This is a genomic window from Pseudomonas saxonica (assembly GCF_007858365.1).
GTDB lineage: Bacteria > Pseudomonadota > Gammaproteobacteria > Pseudomonadales > Pseudomonadaceae > Aquipseudomonas > Aquipseudomonas saxonica.
This window is the reverse complement of record NZ_VFIO01000004.1, coordinates 283227-302682: the sequence shown is the minus strand read 5'-3', so window position 1 is coordinate 302682 and position 19456 is coordinate 283227. Positions and strand designations below refer to the sequence as shown.

The 19456-nt window shown below is 54.6% G+C and carries 15 protein-coding genes and 1 pseudogene; 10 read left to right on the top strand and 6 right to left on the bottom strand.

All coding sequences use genetic code 11. The features are described from left to right. Window positions 1-23 precede the first annotated feature (23 nt). From FJD38_RS13735 to FJD38_RS13725, 3 genes are all read left to right on the top strand, one after another. Window positions 24-1028 carry an asparaginase gene (locus FJD38_RS13735; RefSeq protein ID WP_146385777.1) on the top strand — a complete coding sequence of 335 codons (1005 nt, stop codon included), beginning with the start codon at window positions 24-26 and terminating at the stop codon, window positions 1026-1028. 62 nt (window positions 1029-1090) lie between these two features. Then, window positions 1091-2083: an AraC family transcriptional regulator gene (locus FJD38_RS13730; protein WP_146385775.1), complete on the top strand. Its 993-nt coding sequence runs from the start codon at window positions 1091-1093 to the stop codon at window positions 2081-2083. Window positions 2084-2229: 146 nt separating this feature from the next. After that, the gene (locus FJD38_RS13725; RefSeq protein ID WP_146385773.1) at window positions 2230-3267 is read left to right on the top strand and encodes a histone deacetylase family protein; all 1038 of its coding nucleotides are present in this window, start codon (window positions 2230-2232) and stop codon (window positions 3265-3267) included. Between the two features lie 48 nt (window positions 3268-3315). On the opposite strand, the gene pdxR is transcribed toward FJD38_RS13725, so the two are convergent. Continuing rightward, window positions 3316-4863 (bottom strand): MocR-like pyridoxine biosynthesis transcription factor PdxR, encoded by a 1548-nt coding sequence (gene pdxR, locus FJD38_RS13720; protein WP_146385771.1) that lies wholly within the window; start codon window positions 4861-4863, stop codon window positions 3316-3318. An 89-nt stretch (window positions 4864-4952) separates the two neighbouring features. Here pdxR and FJD38_RS13715 point away from each other — a divergent pair, with 89 nt between their 5' ends. From FJD38_RS13715 to FJD38_RS13700, 4 genes are all read left to right on the top strand, one after another. Then, window positions 4953-5582: an FMN-binding negative transcriptional regulator gene (locus tag FJD38_RS13715; protein WP_146385769.1), complete on the top strand. Its 630-nt coding sequence runs from the start codon at window positions 4953-4955 to the stop codon at window positions 5580-5582. A gap of 5 nt (window positions 5583-5587) precedes the next feature. Next, the gene (locus tag FJD38_RS13710; RefSeq protein ID WP_146385767.1) at window positions 5588-6040 is read left to right on the top strand and encodes a GNAT family N-acetyltransferase; all 453 of its coding nucleotides are present in this window, start codon (window positions 5588-5590) and stop codon (window positions 6038-6040) included. A gap of 14 nt (window positions 6041-6054) precedes the next feature. Beyond that, a complete protein-coding gene (locus tag FJD38_RS13705; RefSeq protein ID WP_146385765.1) occupies window positions 6055-6735 on the top strand; it encodes a GNAT family N-acetyltransferase in 681 nt (226 codons plus the stop codon). Window positions 6736-7756: 1021 nt separating this feature from the next. Continuing rightward, on the top strand, window positions 7757-8734 hold the full coding sequence (locus FJD38_RS13700) for a hypothetical protein (protein WP_146385764.1): 978 nt from the start codon (window positions 7757-7759) through the stop codon (window positions 8732-8734). A gap of 112 nt (window positions 8735-8846) precedes the next feature. Here the strand turns inward: FJD38_RS13700 and oadA are convergent, their stop codons facing one another. Together oadA and FJD38_RS13690 are read right to left on the bottom strand one after the other, a co-directional pair. Then, window positions 8847-10655, bottom strand: a complete 1809-nt coding sequence (gene oadA / locus FJD38_RS13695; RefSeq protein WP_122783537.1) for a sodium-extruding oxaloacetate decarboxylase subunit alpha — start codon at window positions 10653-10655, stop codon at window positions 8847-8849. 11 nt (window positions 10656-10666) lie between these two features. Next, window positions 10667-12082: an acetyl-CoA carboxylase biotin carboxylase subunit gene (locus FJD38_RS13690; RefSeq protein ID WP_122783536.1), complete on the bottom strand. Its 1416-nt coding sequence runs from the start codon at window positions 12080-12082 to the stop codon at window positions 10667-10669. A gap of 190 nt (window positions 12083-12272) precedes the next feature. On the opposite strand from FJD38_RS13690, the gene FJD38_RS13685 reads away from it, so the two are divergent. Further along, window positions 12273-13235, top strand: a complete 963-nt coding sequence (locus FJD38_RS13685) for a LysR family transcriptional regulator (RefSeq protein ID WP_122783535.1) — start codon at window positions 12273-12275, stop codon at window positions 13233-13235. Here the strand turns inward: FJD38_RS13685 and FJD38_RS13680 are convergent. From FJD38_RS13680 to FJD38_RS13670, 3 genes and pseudogenes are all read right to left on the bottom strand, one after another. Next, the gene (locus FJD38_RS13680; RefSeq protein ID WP_122783534.1) at window positions 13177-13389 is read right to left on the bottom strand and encodes a PA3496 family putative envelope integrity protein; all 213 of its coding nucleotides are present in this window, start codon (window positions 13387-13389) and stop codon (window positions 13177-13179) included. The genes FJD38_RS13685 and FJD38_RS13680 overlap by 59 nt on opposite strands. A 145-nt stretch (window positions 13390-13534) precedes the next feature. Further along, window positions 13535-14401, bottom strand: coding sequence for a transcriptional regulator HexR (gene hexR / locus FJD38_RS13675; protein ID WP_122783533.1), 867 nt, complete (start codon window positions 14399-14401; stop codon window positions 13535-13537). Window positions 14402-14537: 136 nt separating this feature from the next. Continuing rightward, window positions 14538-16214, bottom strand: a pseudogene (locus FJD38_RS13670) (putative bifunctional diguanylate cyclase/phosphodiesterase); the annotation flags it as partial. Between the two features lie 433 nt (window positions 16215-16647). Between FJD38_RS13670 and uvrD the strand changes: the two are divergent. Together uvrD and FJD38_RS13660 are read left to right on the top strand one after the other, a co-directional pair. After that, the gene (gene uvrD / locus FJD38_RS13665) at window positions 16648-18831 is read left to right on the top strand and encodes a DNA helicase II (protein WP_122783531.1); all 2184 of its coding nucleotides are present in this window, start codon (window positions 16648-16650) and stop codon (window positions 18829-18831) included. A 38-nt stretch (window positions 18832-18869) separates the two neighbouring features. Continuing rightward, window positions 18870-19310, top strand: coding sequence for an EamA family transporter (locus FJD38_RS13660; protein WP_122783530.1), 441 nt, complete (start codon window positions 18870-18872; stop codon window positions 19308-19310). The last annotated feature ends 146 nt before the right edge of the window (window positions 19311-19456 follow it).

Below are 19456 nucleotides of genomic sequence, written 5' to 3'. Positions count from 1 at the left end.
TTTTGCTTATGGAGACCCTGTTAATGACGCCAGCCCCTCATCCCAGCGCCCAACGCGTGATGGTGCTCTACACCGGCGGAACAATTGGCATGCAAGCCAGCGCTAACGGTCTGGCTCCCGCTTCCGGCTTCGAAGCGCGCATGGCTGAATACCTCGCCAGCCAACCCCACCTGCAAGTATCGCAATGGCGCTTTCGCGAGATGGACCCGCTGATCGACAGCGCCAACATGACGCCCGCCTATTGGCTACGTCTGCGCCAGGCAATCATCGACGCAATTGACCAGGATGGCTGCGACTCGGTATTGGTCCTGCATGGCACCGATACACTGGCCTACAGCGCTGCGGCGATGTGCTTTCAACTTGTAGGCTTGCCTGCGCCAGTGCTGTTCACAGGCTCCATGCTGCCGGCAGGCGTACCTGACAGCGATGCCTGGGAAAACGTTAGCGGCGCCTTGAGCGCGCTGGCTCAAGGGCAACCCAGTGGCGTTCAGCTTTACTTCCACGGCGCACTGCTGGCGCCGACGCGCTGTGCCAAAGTACGCAGCTTCGGGCGCAACCCTTTTGTGGCGCTCAAGCGCAATGGCGGCGCGGCGAAAGCGGATGCATTACCGGGCGAGCTGATGTACCGCCAAGCCAAGCACGAAGCCAGTGTGGGCGTCTTACCGCTGGTACCTGGCATTGGCGCCGCTCAGCTCGATGCGTTGCTCAACAGCGGGATAGAGGCGCTGGTGCTGGAATGCTTCGGCAGCGGCACCGGCCCCAGTGATAACCCGGATTTTCTGGCCAGCCTGCAACGGGCGCAAGAAAACGGCATCGTGGTGGTCGCAATTACTCAATGCCACGAAGGCGGTGTGGAGCTCGACGTGTACGAAGCTGGCAGCCGGTTGCGCGCGGCTGGCGTTCTGTCGGGTGGCGGCATGACCCGCGAAGCAGCGTTCGGCAAGCTACATGCGTTGCTGGGGGCTGATCTGCCACTGGCTGAAGTACGTCAGTTGGTAGAACTGGATGTGTGTGGAGAGTTGGCCTAAGGCAAGGCTCAGCAACGGCACACAACTTGCTCGCTTCCTGCACCCCCAGGCAGGAAGCGAACATGCTGCACTCCCACCTCACCACCCTCAATGCGGTCTCGCTGGTGCTCAGCACTTTCAAGGCTCAAGGCTTGCCCTGCGACACGTTGTTGACAGGCAGTGGCATACGACCTGCTGACTTGAGCCGCTCAGACACGCGAATTACCACCACACAAGAGATGCAGGTATGCGCCAACGCCGTCGCTCTGCGCCGCGAAATCGGCCTGGAATTAGGCCAGCGCATGCACGTATCGTCCTACGGCATGCTGGGCTACGCCCTGCTCACCAGTGCAACGTTAGGTGACGCTTTACAACTGGCCCTTCGCTACCCGGCGCTGCTGGGAACACTTTTCCAGTTAAGCCTGAAGGTTGAAGGCAATCAGGTTTGGTTCTGCGCTGATCACTACTCGGCAAGCCCGTTACTGGCCATATTCAATGCCGAACTGTGTCTGGCCTCTTTGAAGGTGATCTGCGAGGACTTGCTCGGGCAGCCGTTTGCCTTGATGGCTGCGCGTTTTACTCACAGTCGACCTGACTATCACGCGCGCTATGCCAGCACGTTCGACTGCCCGAGTACATTTAACGCCCCAGACAACGCCTTCGCTTTTTCCCGCCACTGGCTCGACCAACCTCTGCCGCTGGCTGATCCGATCACCCATCAAGCCATGGCTGAACGTTGCCGAAAGCAAAATCTGGAGTTCACAGGGCGACAAACCTGGTTGGCGAAGATTCGCAAACTGCTCGCCGTCCAGCTCCATGCTGCGCCGGGACTCGAAGGGCTGGCGGAACAAATGAACAGCTCACCGCGCACCTTGCGCCGGCATTTGCATGAGGCCGGGTGCAGCTATCAGAACCTGCTCGATGAGTTGCGCTTTGAGCGCGCCAAACTGTTACTGCATGAAACCGAATGGCCGATTTATCGAATTGCGGAGACGCTGGGCTTTAGCGAGACCGCCAGTTTTCGCCATGCCTTTATCCGCTGGAGCGGCGTAGCCCCCAGCCAGTTTCGCGCTTGAACAGGGCACTCGCGTCCAAAATGGGACGAATTACGGTCATACATTTCGGCCACATAAATCTCTTTTTGGCCATTCCAGTCGTTCTCTGAAATACCCGATGCCGCAACACTGGAAGTCATTGATTACGCCCGCGGAGAACAACAAAAATGCTGACAATCTATTCCGATGATCACCATCTGCATCATGGCCGCTGCGAGTTGATGGACGGACAGCTGTTGCCTTGCTTCGAAATGCCTTCGCGCGCCGATCATATATTGCAGCGAGTGCACTCACGCAAACTGGGCGCTGTGCAGCCCCCAAAAGACTTTGGTCGAGAGCCGATTCTGCGCGTACACGACGCGGCGTATCTGGCCTTTTTCGAAGGCGCGTGGGATCGCTGGACCGCGCATGGCCGTGACGGCGATTTGCTGCCTTACACTTGGCCGGCCCGCACACTTCGCGCCGTAATACCCACCAGCCTGCACGGCCAACTGGGTTATTACAGCTTTGACGGCGGCGCACCGATTACAGCCGGCACGTGGCAAGCAGCCTACAGCGCTGCACAAGTTGCCCTTACGGCTCAGGCGGCCATTCAAAATGGCGCACACAGCGCTTTTGCACTGTGCCGCCCGCCGGGTCATCACGCTGCCAGCGATTTGATGGGCGGTTACTGCTACCTCAACAATGCGGCAATTGCAGCTCAGGCATTCATTGATCAGGGCCGTCGCAAGGTCGCAATCCTCGACGTGGACTACCACCACGGCAATGGCACACAGTCAATTTTCTATACACGCAACGACGTATTGTTCACTTCGATTCATGGCCACCCCGAGGCGGAGTTTCCGTTCTTTCTAGGCTATGAGGATGAGCGCGGAGAAGGGGCTGGTGAAGGGTTCAACATTAACTATCCCTTGGCCGCAGGTTCTGCCTGGGACCGCTGGAGTGAGGCGCTGGAATTGGCCTGCGTTGAAATAGAACGCTACGACGCGGATGTGATTGTGGTTTCGCTCGGTGTGGACACGTTCAAAAACGACCCCATTTCCCAGTTCAAACTCGATAGCCCGGATTATCTGCGTATGGGTGAGCGCATTGCGGGTTTAGGCAAGCCCACGCTATTTGTGATGGAAGGCGGTTATGCCGTTGAAGAAATCGGCATCAATGCGGTCAATGTGCTGGAAGGATTTGAAAGCCGTAGTGATGTTTGAAACAGCGCCCTGAACTGACCCTCGCCCGGCGATCAAGGGCGAGAGTTTTTAGCGCCACACCTTAGCCAACCGTTCCAAAGCTGCTTTGATCTCAACCTCCGGTACCGCCGCAAATCCCAATACCAGGCCTGCGCGGTTATCCACAGGTTCAACTGTATCTTCCAGCCAATAACGACTCAGCCCGACTATTTCCACTTCGGCCTCTTTGGCCCGCGCCAGCAATACCTGCTCACGCTCGCAGCTGACAACAGGCACCGCCACATGCAGCCCCGCGACAATGCTCGGCATCGGCCCGACGCCCTCAACGCCCTGAGGCCAATGCGTCAGTAACGTGTTACGCCGACTCAGCGCCGCCCGGCGCATGCGCCGGATGTGCCGCTGAAAGTGTCCTGCGGCCATAAATTCGGCCATGACCACTTGGGTGCTGACCTCCGAATGGCGCATATCCAGAGAGCGTCGCCGGGCAAAAGACTCGACCAGACCTTCAGGCAATACCAAATACCCAAGGCGTAATGCGGGAAATGCGATCTTGCCGAACGTGCCCACATAAATGACCCGGCCCTGACGATCCAGCGCCGCCAAAGGGGCCAGTGGCGCACCGCTATACCGGTATTCACCGTCGTAGTCGTCCTCGACAATCCAGCTCTGATTTCGCTCTGCCCACTCCAGCAGCTCAAAGCGCCGAGCCAAACTCATGGTGACGCCGGTGGGGTATTGATGTGACGGGGTGACATATGCCAGCCGGCAATTGTTCAAATGGGCCAAGGCATCGCACCTCATGCCCTGTTCATCCACCGCGACACCCTGCACAGCAGCCCCCGCAATCGAAAACGCATGAGCCGCTGCGCGATAGCCTGGATTCTCCACCGCAACCCCCTCACCAGGCTCAACCAGCAGCTGTGCACAAAGGCTAATTCCCTGCTGCGCACCGCTTGTGATCAAAATTTGCTCAGCGGAGCAGGCAAGCCCCCGCGAAGTTCGCAAATAAGCAGCAATAAGCTCACGCAGACGCTTATCACCTGCCGGGTTGCCATAACACAGCTGTTCAAGATCGGGCTTGCGCCAAAATGCCGCTTGCAGCTTGCTCCAGACCGGGAAAGGAAATAAGTCGAAGGCAGGCACACCCACTCGAAAAGCACGCGGCGGGCCACTCGGAGGCAGGTCCAAAGCGTGTTTGGAGACCCTGCACAAAGCCGAGCTGTGGATAACTTTACTGGATGTAATTACAGGTAAAACCGCCGATTTTGTGGATAAGGCTGGGGATAACCTTGTTGAAAAGCCTGTGGACAACTTGGTGGACAACTTTTTTGTCGGCGCGGTTTTTTCTGGCAGGTGCGCCACATATGTACCATTTCCAATACGCCCTTCAATAAAGCCTTCGGCATAGAGCTGATCGTACGCTCGCACTACGCTATTACGCGAAATACCCAACGCCACAGCCAAGTCACGACTGGCAGGCAATCGTGAGCCGCTGCTTAAGCGACCATCCAGCACACGCAGGCGCAATGCCTGATAAAGCTGGCGGCTTAACCCCTTTTTCGGATCAAGCTCAATACCGGCAGGATTGAAGGCGATGGACAACGCAGAGTCAGGCATACATTGGACCTACGAAAATGGTCATTAGTGGCTCTTACAACGAACCATTAGCCTGCCTAGGATGCAGCCATTCGCCAAGGGAAATATCCATGTACGTACCTCGCGCTTTCGCAGAAAACGACACCCGGACGCTGCAGGAACAGATGCAGGCCACCGCCCTCCCAGTGCTCATCACACAGGGTCGCCAAGGTTTGATAGCCAGTCATGTGCCCTTGCTGCTCACCCCTGAGGAAGGTCAATACGGCACGCTTTACGGACACCTGGCCCGCGCCAACCCGCAGTGCCAGGAGCTGGCTGAAGGGGCGCAAGCGCTGGTTATCTTTGCGGGCGAACAAGCCTATATCAGCCCGTCGTTCTACCCCAGCAAAGCCGAACATGGCAAAGCGGTGCCTACCTGGAACTATGTAGCGGTACACGCCTATGCGCAGCCTGAAGTGTTTGAAGATGCACCTCGCTTGCTTGAACTGGTCAGCCAACTCAGCAACCGCCATGAAGCCAACCGACCACACCCCTGGGCGGTGAGTGATGCGCCTGCGGACTACATCGACAGCATGCTTAAGGCCATCGTCGGTTTCCGCTTGCCCATCGCGCGCCTCATTGGCAAACGCAAACTCAGCCAAAATCGCAGCGCTGCCGATCAGGCAGGCGTACGCGATGGGCTGCTGGCCAACAGCAACCCACACGACCATGCACTCGCTAGATTAATTGCTAAGGAATAGCCCCCATGACGCTGCCCATCCAGATTAAACCCGCCACCGCTGCGGATTACGATGCATGGAGACCGCTGTGGCAGGCCTATCTGCATTTCTACGAGACTGAACTGCCCGTCAACGTCACCGACTCAACGTGGCAGCGCTTTCTGGATCCAGTGGAACCGACCCACCTTGCGCTGGCTTGGCAGGGTGAAAAGGCAGTCGGCATGGTTCAGTTCATTTATCACCGCTCCAACTGGAGCATTGGTAATTCATGCTATCTGCAAGATCTTTTCGTTAGCCCGGACGCGCGGGGCACCAGTGTGGGCCGCCAGTTGATCGAACATGTGTACGCCACGGCCCGCGCTGCACAGTGTGCCAAAGTTCATTGGTTGACCCACGAAACCAACGCCACCGCGATTGCCCTCTATGAACGCCTTGCCGAACGGCCTGGGTTTATTCAGTTTCGCAAAGCCTTGTCATAAAAAAGGAGCCCGCAATGCCTGAAGATCTACAACACTGGCAACCGGCCAAAACCCCGGACAACCGAACACTGGAAGGGCGATACATTCGTCTGGAAAAGCTCGACCCGACCCGTCATGGCGATGAATTATGGCTAGCCTTCCAAGGGCCAGACAGTGATCCCGCGCTATGGGATTACTTGCCCTATGGGCCGTTCACTGAACGTGAGGCATTTGACGCGTGGCTGCAAAACAACGCGGCCAGTCGCGACCCGCACTTTTATACCGTAATCGACTTAAAGACCGGCCAGGCTCAAGGCACCATCAGTTTGATGTGCATCGTGCCGGATCACGGGCGAATAGAAATCGGCCACGTCACCTTCGGTGCCCCGATGCAGCGTTCGCCTAAAAGTACCGAAGCGGTTTACTTGCTGGCCAAGGAAGCCTTTGCGTTGGGCAATCGCCGTTTGGAGTGGAAGTGCAACAATGACAACGCCCGCTCCAAACGTACCGCAGTACGATTAGGGTACACATACGAAGGCGTATTTCGTCAGCATATGGTGGTTAAAGGTAAAAATAGAGATACCACGTGGTACAGCATTATTGGTACGGAATGGCCCCCTATAGCGGCAGGCTTTGAAAAATGGCTGGCACTGGATAACCAATCTGAAAACGGTCAAATCAAGACGCTGGAAGAATGCAGGCGTGTCGCTGTATAAATTTTGATCAATACGCCCTACAAGGAATGTTGGGCGTTTTTGTTTGGGGACGAGACAAAAATTGCAGACAACAAATCCCGTACAGCTCCAAGTCTGCTGCTGGTATGCAACCTCGCACACTGCGCGCGAAACAGAAAACGAGGCCAAAGGGATTTCCGACCCGCTTCATGAATACCTGAGCTGGCAGGATAAGAGCTCCACCCGAGGTGACCCAAGTGGCTCACAAGGGCGTATTTCCTACCGCGCACGAAATATATAAAACCTTTTATAGACGCCAGATATGCATGACATACCTCGCACAAGCCAATGGACTCGGCACCCCTTGAGACACCAGAGCTCCATTATTAAAAAACAATTAAATATCCTTTATTCAGACCTGTGAGCGTTAAATTCTTACCCAGAATTAACGACTACCTTGAATATAATGGACTATATAAATGAACCTCTCGACTTTAAAAACGATTGCACTTTCCATTGCTTTTAGCTGCCCTTGGCTTTTAGCTCATGTCGCGCATGCAAACTCAGTCAATCTCACGCTACAAAATTCAACACCTGATGTTCTTAGACTTTTATCCAGCTCTCACAACAGTCAATTCCCAACCACCCTTGGCCCCGGTCAAATCCTCCCTATTTCTTTTACGTTTGGAGGAACCTCTTCAGAGGTCAGCGCTACCTACAGGCGTGTAGGTGCAGGTACAACATGCAGGTTTTCTGCTTCACATGTAGTACATGTTTCAGGGCCACGTTTCTTTAAAAACGCTACGTCCATTGGAGAAAATTCCGCCACATGTCTTACATTCCAATCTCCAAAGTGGAAAATCCCCTACAGCTACACAGCAACTTTCGCATTCTACTATTAGCAACTTCTGAAATTTTTACATTTACCGTCTAACTGTCGTCAGCTCATTAAAGTTATCTCGATAAAGTGTCGATGTAGTTTTCGACACAGGCATTAAATACTTCCCAAACAAAAACAGATCTGCGCCATAAGAATGTGGCATGCAGAATCCGAGGAATTCCTATGGCCGAAATTCGAGCTAATTTTTTGATGAGCTATCGGTCCATTGCAGCCGGTACAACGCTGAAGATGGTCGACAATCTGGTTACCGATACGCCCAAGGCGGCTGCCGCCGAAGCAATAACTCCCAGTACCGCGATCCAAGTGTCCTTGTCTTCTGCCGCTTTGCAAATAACCGCCCTATTGCAACGCACTGAAGCCAACAACTCATCTGCGGCAGATGGATTTGAGCGCTTTATACAAAACCTTCATCTACAACTCTCTACGCAGGGTCTAGACGCGTTAGCCTTGCGTGAGTTACCTGAACCACAAACGCGACAACGTATCGCCCTGTCCATGCAGGCGAGCAACTATCTTTTGAAGTCCTTTTACGGCCAAGAAAAACTGCATGCCAATGTTTCTTCTAATAATCCATTTGAAGGGCTGGACAGGCTTTCGCTTTCACACATCGCATTTGATGCTTGCGGAGCGTTTACGCCCATTGAACGCCAGGTCGCATTTCTGGATCTGACAGAGCGCGATATTGAGTTCCGCAAGCAGACATCAGGACTTCTGCAACCACTCAGTCACCGTGACACCAAAGTTCCATGGATCGGGCTGAGCGCTTACTTGCGAGACGCTCAACTGGCCTCTGGCATGAGTGAAGGCGAACGCGTGTGGCGTGACTATAAGCCTGCAAATGTGCTGTATGCACACGCACAATTGATCATGGATCAACATGACATTGACCGAGTAGACTTCCCAGCCTACTCAAACCTCAAGAGCTCTACAGACTCTGCATTGGGGGTCGTAGCAGATGCAAAAGGGCTCAGCACCTGGATTAATATCCCCGTGCGGCTATTAACCTCTCAGGGCTTATACCTTGGTTTGATTGAGTCAGCCGCAAAGCAAGCGAACGATAAGAGAAGCGTGACCAACACAGACATACTTCAGCATCGCAATGGATATTCACTGTATTCAATCGTTGGTTCTTATCAGTGATCTATTGCTACTTGTGTTGACGCTTAAAGAGCAAATGAAGATGTCACACAGGCAAAAAAAAAGGGGAGCACATGCTCCCCCGAGGTTTAAAGCGTTTGTATCAAAGGCAGTATCAGGCTTCGATTTCGATCAGAATTTCGCCCGGGTTAACGCGGTCGCCTTTGATGACATGGATGGTGATGATTTTGCCGGCAATGGCGGCCTGTACTTCGGTCTCCATCTTCATGGCTTCGGTGATCAGTACCGATTGGCCAGCCTTGACCGTATCGCCCACACTGACCAGCACATCGACGATATTGCCTGGCATGGCCGTGCTGACGTGGCCTGGCTCGCTGGCCTGCTTGCGCTTGCTCGAGCTGCCCCCCACGAATTCGTTGAGCGGCTCAAACACCACCTCTTCCGGCATGCCATCGATCGACAGATAGAAGTGACGCTTGCCCTCTGCCTTGACGCCTACGCCGGTGATGTCGACGCGGTAGCTTTCGCCGTGCACGTCGATCACGAATTCGGTCGGTACGCCTTCGCCGCCCGCCTTGCTCACGCCACCCGCCTCAGGAATAGGCAGCAGCACTTCGGGAGTCAGGATGCCCGCCGCTCGCTCTTCCAAAAACTTGCGACCGATGTCCGGGAACATGGCGAAGGTCAGGACGTCTTCTTCGGACTTGGCCAGTGCTCCAATTTCGGCACGCAGTTTGACCATTTCTGGCTTGAGCAGATCAGCTGGACGTACGTCGATCAGCTCTTCGTTACCAATGGCCTGACGACGCAGTTGTTCGTTCACAACGCCCGGCGCCTTACCGTAGCCGCCTTGCAGGTAAAGCTTCACTTCGTTGGTGATGGTTTTGTAGCGCTCACCTGCCAAAACGTTGAAGAACGCTTGAGTGCCCACGATTTGTGAGGTCGGTGTTACCAGCGGTGGGAAGCCCAAGTCTTCACGCACACGCGGGATCTCGGCCAGCACTTCGCTCATGCGGTTCAGAGCGCCCTGCTCTTTGAGCTGGTTGGCGAGGTTGGAGATCATCCCGCCCGGCACCTGGTTCACTTGTACGCGAGTGTCGACAGCGGTGAATTCGCTTTCGAACTGATGGTATTTCTTACGCACGGCATAGAAATACAGGCCAATTTCCTGCAACAGCGCCAAGTCGATGCCGGTGTCGTATTCGCTGCCCTTAAGGGCCGCAACCATGGACTCAGTGCCCGGGTGGCTGGTGCCCCACGCAAAGCTGGAGATCGCGGTGTCGATGTGATCAGCGCCGTTCTCGATGGCCTTGAGCTGGCACATGCTCGCCAGACCGGCCGTGTCGTGGGAGTGGATGAAGATCGGCAGGCTGACTTCAGCTTTCAGTGCTTTAACCAGGTCGCCCGTGGCGAACGGTGTAAGCAGGCCAGCCATGTCTTTGATCGCGATCGAGTCGCAACCCATGGCTTCCATTTGCTTGGCCTGAGCCACAAACGCTTCAACGGTGTGCACCGGGCTGGTGGTGTAGGCGATGGTGCCCTGAGCGTGCTTGCCAGCGGCTTTGACAGCTTCAATGGCTACACGCAGGTTACGTACGTCGTTCATGGCATCGAAGATGCGGAAGACGTCGATGCCGTTGACAGCCGCTTTAGCGACGAATGCTTTAACGACGTCGTCGCTGTAATGGCGATAGCCCAGCAGGTTCTGACCGCGCAGCAGCATTTGCAGACGAGTGTTAGGCAATGCCGCACGCAGTTGGCGCAGACGCTCCCACGGGTCTTCTTTAAGAAAACGTACACAGGCGTCAAAGGTCGCGCCGCCCCACACTTCAAGCGACCAGTAGCCGACTTTGTCGAGCTTGTCGCAAATCGGCAGCATGTCTTCGGTACGCATGCGAGTGGCCAGCAGCGACTGATGGGCGTCACGCAGGATGGTGTCGGTAACGAAAATCTTTTTAGACATTGTTGTATTCCTCACAGGCCTGCGTGGGCGGCAATGGCAGCAGCGATGGCCAGAGCCAGCTCTTCGGGTTTGCGCTTGATCGAATAATTGGTCAGTTCCGGGTGGCTTTCTACGAAGCTGGTGTTGAACTGGCCACTACGAAATTCCGGGTTACGCAGGATTTCCTGGTAGTACGCGGCAGTGGTTTTGACCCCTTGCAGACGCATGTCGTCGAGGGCGCGCAAACCACGGTCCATCGCTTCTTCCCACGTCAACGCCCATACCACCAGTTTCAGACACATAGAGTCGTAGTACGGCGGGATGGTGTAGCCGGTATAGATCGCCGTGTCGGTACGCACTCCAGGCCCGCCGGGGGCGTAGTAACGGGTGATCTTGCCGAAGCTGGGCAGGAAGTTGTTTTTCGGGTCTTCAGCGTTAATCCTGAATTGCAGGGCAAACCCACGGTGCTGAATATCTTCTTGCTTGATCGAGAGAGGCAGGCCAGAGGCGATGCGAATCTGCTCACGAACAATGTCGATGCCGGTGATTTCTTCGGTGATGGTGTGTTCCACCTGCACCCGTGTGTTCATCTCCATGAAGTACACCTCGCCCTCGGCGAGCAGGAACTCCACAGTACCGGCATTCTCGTAACCCACTGCCTTGGCTGCACGCACTGACAGGTCACCGATATAGGCGCGCTGTTCCGGGGTCAGTTGAGGGCTTGGGGCAATTTCGATGAGCTTTTGGTTACGCCGCTGGATCGAGCAGTCGCGCTCGAACAGGTGCACCACGTTGCCAAAGCTGTCACCGAGAATCTGCGCTTCGATGTGCTTAGGGTTGACGATGCATTTTTCGAGAAATACTTCAGCCGAACCGAATGCTTTGGTCGCTTCAGAGATCACGCGTGGAAAGGCTTGCTCCAGCTCTTCACGGCTGTTGCAACGACGAATCCCACGACCGCCACCACCTGACGTGGCCTTGAGCATGACCGGATAGCCAATGCGCTCGCCTTCAAGCAGGGCCTCATGAATGTCGGCAACGTTGCCTTCAGTGCCCGGCGTAACCGGTACACCCGCCTTGATCATGCTGCGACGCGCTTCAGTTTTGTCGCCCATGCGGCGGATAACTTCTGCGGCTGGGCCGATGAACTTGATTCCGCGCTCGGCGCAAATATCTGCCAGTTCAGCGTTTTCCGACAGGAAACCATAGCCCGGATGCAGCGCATCACAGCCTGTTTCAACCGCCAGATTCACTAGCTTGCGCGGATTCAGATAACCGGCTAGCGGGTCTTCGCCAATGCTATGCGCTTCGTCGGCCCGTTTTACGTGCAGAGCATGGCGGTCCGCTTCGGAATAGACCGCTACGGAACGAATGCCCATCTCGGCGCAAGCACGCACGATACGGACAGCAATTTCTCCGCGGTTGGCGATCAGGATCTTTTTTATCACTTGGATTTTCCCTAAAGCCCATGGAACAAACGACCTGCTAGACCAGGTCGGCACGTGTCCAAATGTGTCTGAACCGTTGTGTCGCCACACTAGACCCACGCAACAATAAACAAAAATCAATAATTCTTGGGTCGTGCATAAGTAAAGACTTATAGTCAGAAAACTTATTGCTTCGGATAACTTCAATAAAATGCGTAAGTCATTGATGCGTATAACTTTTCGACAATTACAGATCTTCAATGAAGTCTGTGATTTGCGCTCTTACAGCCGAGCAGCAGAGGAAATGTCGCTGACGCAACCCGCCGTAAGTCTACAAATTCGTCAGTTGGAAGAGCTGATTGGTCAGCCATTATTCGATTACGTAGGCAAAAAGCTGTACATGACCGAAGCCGCTGAAGCGCTTCAGTTAGCCAGTCGTGACATTTTTGGGCGGCTTGAAAATCTCGATATGCAGTTATCGGACATGCTGGGTTCGTTGCAGGGCCAGTTGAAATTAGCCATCGAATCGAGTGCAAAATATTTTGTGCCGCATTTATTTGCAGCGTTTAAGCGCCAGCATCCCGAGGTTAATTTGCAGCTCACAGTGGTCAACCGGGCACAGGCGGTTCGTCGGCTTTCGGATAACCGTGATGATTTGGTGATCATGTCGATGGTGCCGCAAGACATGGGCCTGGAGTTTTTGCCGTTTTTGAATAATCCGATTGTCGCGGTAGCGCCTGCTGATCATCCGCTGTGTGAGCGCGGGTCGCTGCATTTGCAAGACCTGGAGCCGTATACCTTGCTGATGCGTGAGCAAGGTTCGGGCACGCGCTTGGCGTGTGAAGAGTATTTCAAAGAAAAGCGTGTGCACTTCGGTCAAACCCTTGAAGTGTCATCCAACGAATCGCAGCGCGAATGCGCGGTTGCAGGATTGGGCGTGGCGCTGTTAACCCGCCACGCCGTCAGCCTGGAACTGGCGACCGGCCTGTTGCGTGAGTTGCCGGTTGAGGAGTTACCGCTGTATCGCAGTTGGTGTGTGGTGCAGGCCAAGGCGAAACGTCTGTCTCCCGTGGCGCATGCATTTCTGGGATTTATACGCACGGAGCGCCAGCAAATCAGCGCGTTGGTTGAGCGCTTCGACGGTCAGTTGCCGGGGCGGTATGCCAGTAATTGAGACCGTTGAGATCGGGGTAATCGGCTGTTTCCAGACGCAGCTGACGCTGGTCCGTACGGTCTTCGATCGCGCGACGAAAAGCCATGCGGCGCTGGTCTTCTTGCTGACGGCGGGTTTTGACGGCGCTGTTGCGTTCTTCGTAAGGCTGGGCCATTTCGAGTCTCCCAAGGCGTGTACGGGAGCTTTACGATGCGCTTTGTTTGTGACGGCATTGCGAAGAAGAGATGACAGGGGAATGAACGCTGAATCCAAATCCCCTCTCCCTAGCCCTCTCCCTTTGGGAGACGGTTAGCGTGCTATTAATCTTCGTGGCTTTTTAGCGATTTAGGCGACAAGCGCAAACTGCGAAGGCTACGTTTAACGCTTTTGAGGTGGTTGACCAAGCTCGGCCCGCGAGCCATGGCAACGCCCATCGCCAGCACATCAATCACCACCAGGTGGGCAATACGAGAGGTTAACGGAGTATAGATTTCGGTGTCTTCATGCACATCAATTGCAAGGTTGATGGTCGCCAGTTCAGCCAAGGGTGTTTGGCTAGGACATAACGTAATCAACGTAGCGCCACTCTCGCGAACCAGGTTGGCGGAAATCAGCAAATCCTTGGAGCGGCCTGACTGAGAAATACAGATCGCCACGTCGGTAGGCTTTAACGTCACAGCCGACATAGCTTGCATGTGGGGGTCAGAATACGCAGCCGCCGTCAGTAACAGGCGAAAGAACTTGTGTTGAGCATCTGCTGCGACAGCACCCGAGGCTCCAAAACCATAAAACTCAACACGTTGAGCTTGCGACATGGCCGTCACGGCTCTTTGCAATGCAACCGGGTCAAGCTTCTCGCGCACGTCCATTAACGTGTGCAACGTCGTGTCAAAGATTTTCAGGCTGTAATCAGCAACCGAATCGTCTTCATGGATCGCAAATTGGCCAAAACTGGCACCCGCAGCCAAGCTTTGCGCAAGCTTGAGTTTTAGATCCTGAAACCCTGAACAACCTATCGCACGGCAAAAACGCACGATAGTGGGTTCGCTGATTCCGACGCTATGCGCAAGGTCTGCCATGGAACTGTGCATTACAGCCGCAGGATCAAGCAGCACGTGATCGGCAACCTTGAGTTCCGATTTACGTAACAGGTGGCGTGACTGGGCGATATGTTGCAGCAGGTTCAAATGACTGGACTCGGTCTGTAAGCGGCAGGCGCCGGGGATGTAGCAATCTTGTAGTTATACTACAAGAATTCGCTTTTTGCCCAACCAATACGTCACCTAAAAACCTGTACCCCCTGTGAAGCCGCACTTTTGAGCACTACAAAATAACGACACCGCAGCGCAATAAATCACCCAAAGCCGTTGCGTTAACCGGTCGGCTGATCAAGTACCCCTGCACTTCGTCACACTGCTGATGCTTAAGAAACGCGAGCTGGGTCTCGTCTTCAACCCCTTCGGCAACCACTTGCAGGTCGAGGCTGTGGGCCATCGCAATAATTGCAATGGTGATTGCATCGTCTTCACTGCAACGCCCTACACCGCGAATGAAGGTCTTATCGATCTTCACATAGTCGACAGCAAATCGTTTGAGATAGCTGAGCGACGAATACCCGGTGCCAAAATCATCAATCGCCAGCTTTACCCCCAGCTCATGCAACTGTTGAAAGGCCACAATTACGCTTTCGACATTATCGAGCAACTGACTTTCGGTTAATTCAAGCTCAAGACAGTGCGGCGCCAGCCCGGTTTCTTCAAGGACTTGTCGCACCTGACTGACCAGCTTGCCTTGACGTAACTGATGCCCCGACAAGTTCACCGATACCCGTATCGGCGCCAGCCCTGCGCGCTGCCATTCACACGCCTGTCGACAGGCTTCACGAAGTACGAACTCGCCAATGGCAGCTATCAGCCCCGTTTCTTCAGCCAGTGCGATAAAGTCGCTGGGAGGCACGCTGCCCAACTGTGGATGGTCCCAACGCACCAACGCTTCAGCGGCATGCAGACGACCGGTTTTCAGGCATAACTTTGGCTGGTAGAACACGTTGAGCTGGTCTTCGACAATCGCCTTGCGCAGCTGATTTTCCAGCTGAAATCGTTCAAGTGTGCTGTGTTGCAAGCTATGACTGAAAAATTGAAAAGTACCGCCACCTATGTGCTTGGCTTGCTGCATGGCTTGACTGGCCTGATTGACCAACATCGCACTGTCACGAGCGCTGTCATTCATTAAGCTGATGCCAATTGATGCACTGATCACCAATTCATGGCCGTCGATCATCAGCGGTCTGCCAAGCTTGCTTAAAAGCCGGGTAGTGACACGCGCCAAGCTGGTCAAGCTGCCATAGGTGTCAAACAACACCGCAAATTCGTCGCCGGATAATCGCGCAATGGTGTCGGCCTCGGGCATGGCCTTTTTCATGCGCTCAGCGACGTGTTGCAGCACTTGGTCGGCCAGCTCATGCCCAAGGCTGTCATTGAGTCGTTTGAAACGGTCTAGGTCGATGTGCAGCAATGCGAGGCTGCTTGAACCTGGTCGCGAACGTTGATTGGCTTCTTCCAGGCGCTCTTTAAACAAAAGGCGGTTGGCCAACCCCGTCAGTTCATCAAAATGAGTGAGATGCCGCACTCGCTCTTCAGAAATTCGTCGCGCCGAAAGATCACTTATGAATGCCACGATATGGCTGATTGTATCGGCGCCATCGCGTACCACTTTGAGTTGTAACCATTGCGGGTAAAGCTCGCCGTTTTTACGGGCTTCAACTAACTCACCCTGCCAACTGTCCTGCAGATCTAGCGAGCCTTGAATTGTCAGAGAATGCCGAAAGGCGTCGCGACCGCACGCCAGTTCAATCACTCGATGCCCAACCAACTCCTCAACCGAATAACCGCTGATACAGCTAAATGCCTGGTTGACGGCCAGTATGGTGTAAGCCGGATCAAGAATAACGATGCCTTCACTGGCTGCTTCAAACACAGTGGCCGCTAAACGCCGTTGCTCTATTTCTCGGGCAAGCACAGCGTTTAATTGCTCGCTGCGAGCATTGGCGAGTTGCAGATCATCCAAGAGTTTTTGTTGCTGCGCATTCCCTGCGACATAGCGTTTTTTGACTTGCCAGACAAGAACAGCGCCTAAGGACAGCAAACACCCAGCGCCTATGCCGAAAGAAGTACCCAGCGAGCTAAAACCCTGAATCATCAGCATAATTCTTATAAGAGGGTGACTAAAAGTACCCCCGAGCATACACAAGCAATGCATATGTCCAAACGGGATAAAACGCTTATGAATGGATCCAATTCCCCCAAACTATTCAAATAAAGGCATACCCCTCTGTATGACTGTTCATATAAACAGCCTTACGGACGACAAAATAAGGCGGGGCCGATCGGCATTGGGGTTTGCCGGGGTTGGCCGCGCGCCCTAGAATGCTCAGATGCGCGATGATCTCTCTCTCTTGTTAAATTCTCTCAACGATGCCCAACGTCAGGCCGTCACGGCCAGTGTCGGGCGTCAGTTGGTTCTGGCCGGCGCAGGTTCCGGCAAAACCCGTGTGCTGGTGCACCGTATCGCTTGGTTAATCCAGGTCGAAAACGCGTCCCCGCACTCAGTGCTGTCGGTGACCTTCACCAACAAGGCCGCTGCCGAGATGCGCCACCGCATCGAACAGCTTATGGGTATCAACCCGGCCGGTATGTGGGTGGGTACTTTCCACGGCCTGGCACACCGCCTGCTGCGTGCTCATTGGCAGGAAGCCGGTCTGAGCCAGACGTTCCAGATTCTCGACAGCGATGACCAACAACGCTTGGTCAAACGGGTGATCCGAGAACTGGGGCTGGACGAACAGCGCTGGCCTGTGCGGCAGGCGCAATGGTTCATCAACGGCCAAAAAGATGAAGGCCTGCGCCCACAACACATTCAAGCCAGTGGTGATTTATTCCTGGCCACCATGCGCAGCATTTACGAGGCCTATGAGGTTGCGTGCCAGCGGGCAGGCGTGATTGATTTCTCTGAACTGCTCCTGCGCGCCCTGGATCTGTGGCGTGATAACCCAGGCTTACTGGCGCACTACCAGAAACGCTTCCGGCACATTCTGGTGGACGAGTTCCAGGACACCAACGCCGTGCAATACGCGTGGCTGCGTCTGTTGGCACAAGGCGGCGACAGCTTGATGGTCGTGGGCGATGACGATCAGTCGATCTACGGATGGCGTGGCGCGAAGATTGAAAATATCTACCAATACTCCACTGACTTCCCGGATGCGGAAACCATTCGTCTGGAACAGAACTACCGTTCAACTGCTGGCATTCTTAAAGCGGCCAACGCCCTGATTGCCAACAACAGTGGGCGCATGGGTAAAGAACTGTGGACGGATGGCGGCGAAGGCGAAGCGATTAATTTGTACGCGGCTTTCAACGAACACGATGAAGCGCGCTACGTCGTCGAAACCATTGAAAGCGCCCTGAAAACGGGCCTGGCTCATAAAGACATCGCTATTTTGTACCGTTCCAACGCCCAATCACGGGTGCTGGAAGAAGCGTTACTTCGCGAACGTATTCCGTACCGTATTTATGGCGGTCAGCGCTTCTTTGAACGTGCTGAAATCAAAAATGCCATGGCCTACATGCGACTGCTGGAGGGCCGTGGCAACGACGCGGCACTGGAACGAGTCATTAACGTTCCGGCTCGCGGGATCGGCGAAAAAACAGTTGAAGCCATTCGTGAGCACGCCCGTCACAGTGATGTGTCCATGTGGGAAGCCATGCGCCAGCTCATCGCTAATAAAGCGTTGCCTGGTCGTGCTTCGGGCGCTATCGCAGGCTTTATTGAGCTGATCGAAGGCCTCGCTGCAAAAGTCATGGAGATGCCGCTTCACCTCATGACTCAAACAGTAATCGAGCAAAGCGGGCTCATTGCCTACCATCAAGCCGAAAAGGGCGAAAAAGGCCAAGCCCGGGTAGAAAACCTTGAGGAGCTGGTCAGCGCTGCACGTAACTTCGAGAACAACGAAGAAGACGAAGAGCTCTCGCCATTAGCCGCATTCCTTGGCCACGCATCACTGGAGGCTGGCGACACTCAGGCAGAAGAACACGAAGACGGTATCCAGTTGATGACGCTGCACAGCGCAAAAGGCCTGGAGTTCCCGTATGTGTTTCTTGTGGGCATGGAAGAGGGCCTGTTCCCGCACAAGATGAGCCTTGAAGAACCCGGCCGCCTTGAAGAGGAACGCCGTCTGGCCTATGTCGGCATCACCCGCGCGATGCAAAACCTGGTGATGACCTATGCTGAAACCCGTCGCCTCTACGGCAGTGAAACCTACAACAAGGTTTCACGCTTCGTGCGCGAGATACCAAAAGGGTTGATACAGGAAGTTCGCTTGTCCAACAGTGTCAGCCGTCCTTTCGGCGGTGGTCAGAAGCAAAGCGCCAGCACCTTGTTTGGCGGTTCGGATATTCCCGAAACCGAGTTCAAGCTGGGTCAACTGGTCCGTCACGCGGTGTTCGGCGAAGGCGTGATCCTGAATTTCGAAGGCGCTGGCGCCCAGGCACGGGTTCAAGTGAACTTCCCGGAAGGCAGCAAGTGGCTAATGATGGGCTACGCCAAACTTGAAGCGGTCTGACAGCCGCGGGACAGCTAGCTGACGATAAGGTGGGTAATATGGGCTCAGGTTTCTTTTCTTCCTGGACATTCTGGGCCCTCCTGTCGGCCACCTTTGCGGCGCTGACTGCGATTTTTGCCAAGGTGGGTATCGAGCATGTCAATTCTGATTTCGCCACGTTACTACGCACCGTCGTGGTACTGGCCAGTTTGGCGTTGATTGTTTATGCCACGGGCCAATACCAGTCGTTGAGTTCAATTTCCGGGCGCAGCTATCTGTTCCTGCTGCTATCAGGATTGGCGACAGGGGCGTCATGGCTGTGCTATTTCCGCGCCTTGAAACTGGGCCCAGCGTCACTGGTTGCGCCTGTGGACAAGCTTAGCGTGGTGCTGGTGGCTATCATTGGCGTACTGCTTTTGGGTGAAAAACTCGACCTGCGACAATGGGCCGGCATCGGACTGATTACAGGGGGTGTCGTGCTACTGGCGTTAAAACGCTAAACCTTTTGTAGCTTCATTGGCTTTGGCTGGGATGCCAGAGACATCGACTACAAATTAAACAGAAGTCTCCTACACGCTATTAGGCAAAAGCCCGAAACACTTCACCGCTAGCCAGCCAACCTTCACCTGTGCAACATGGCGCGCGT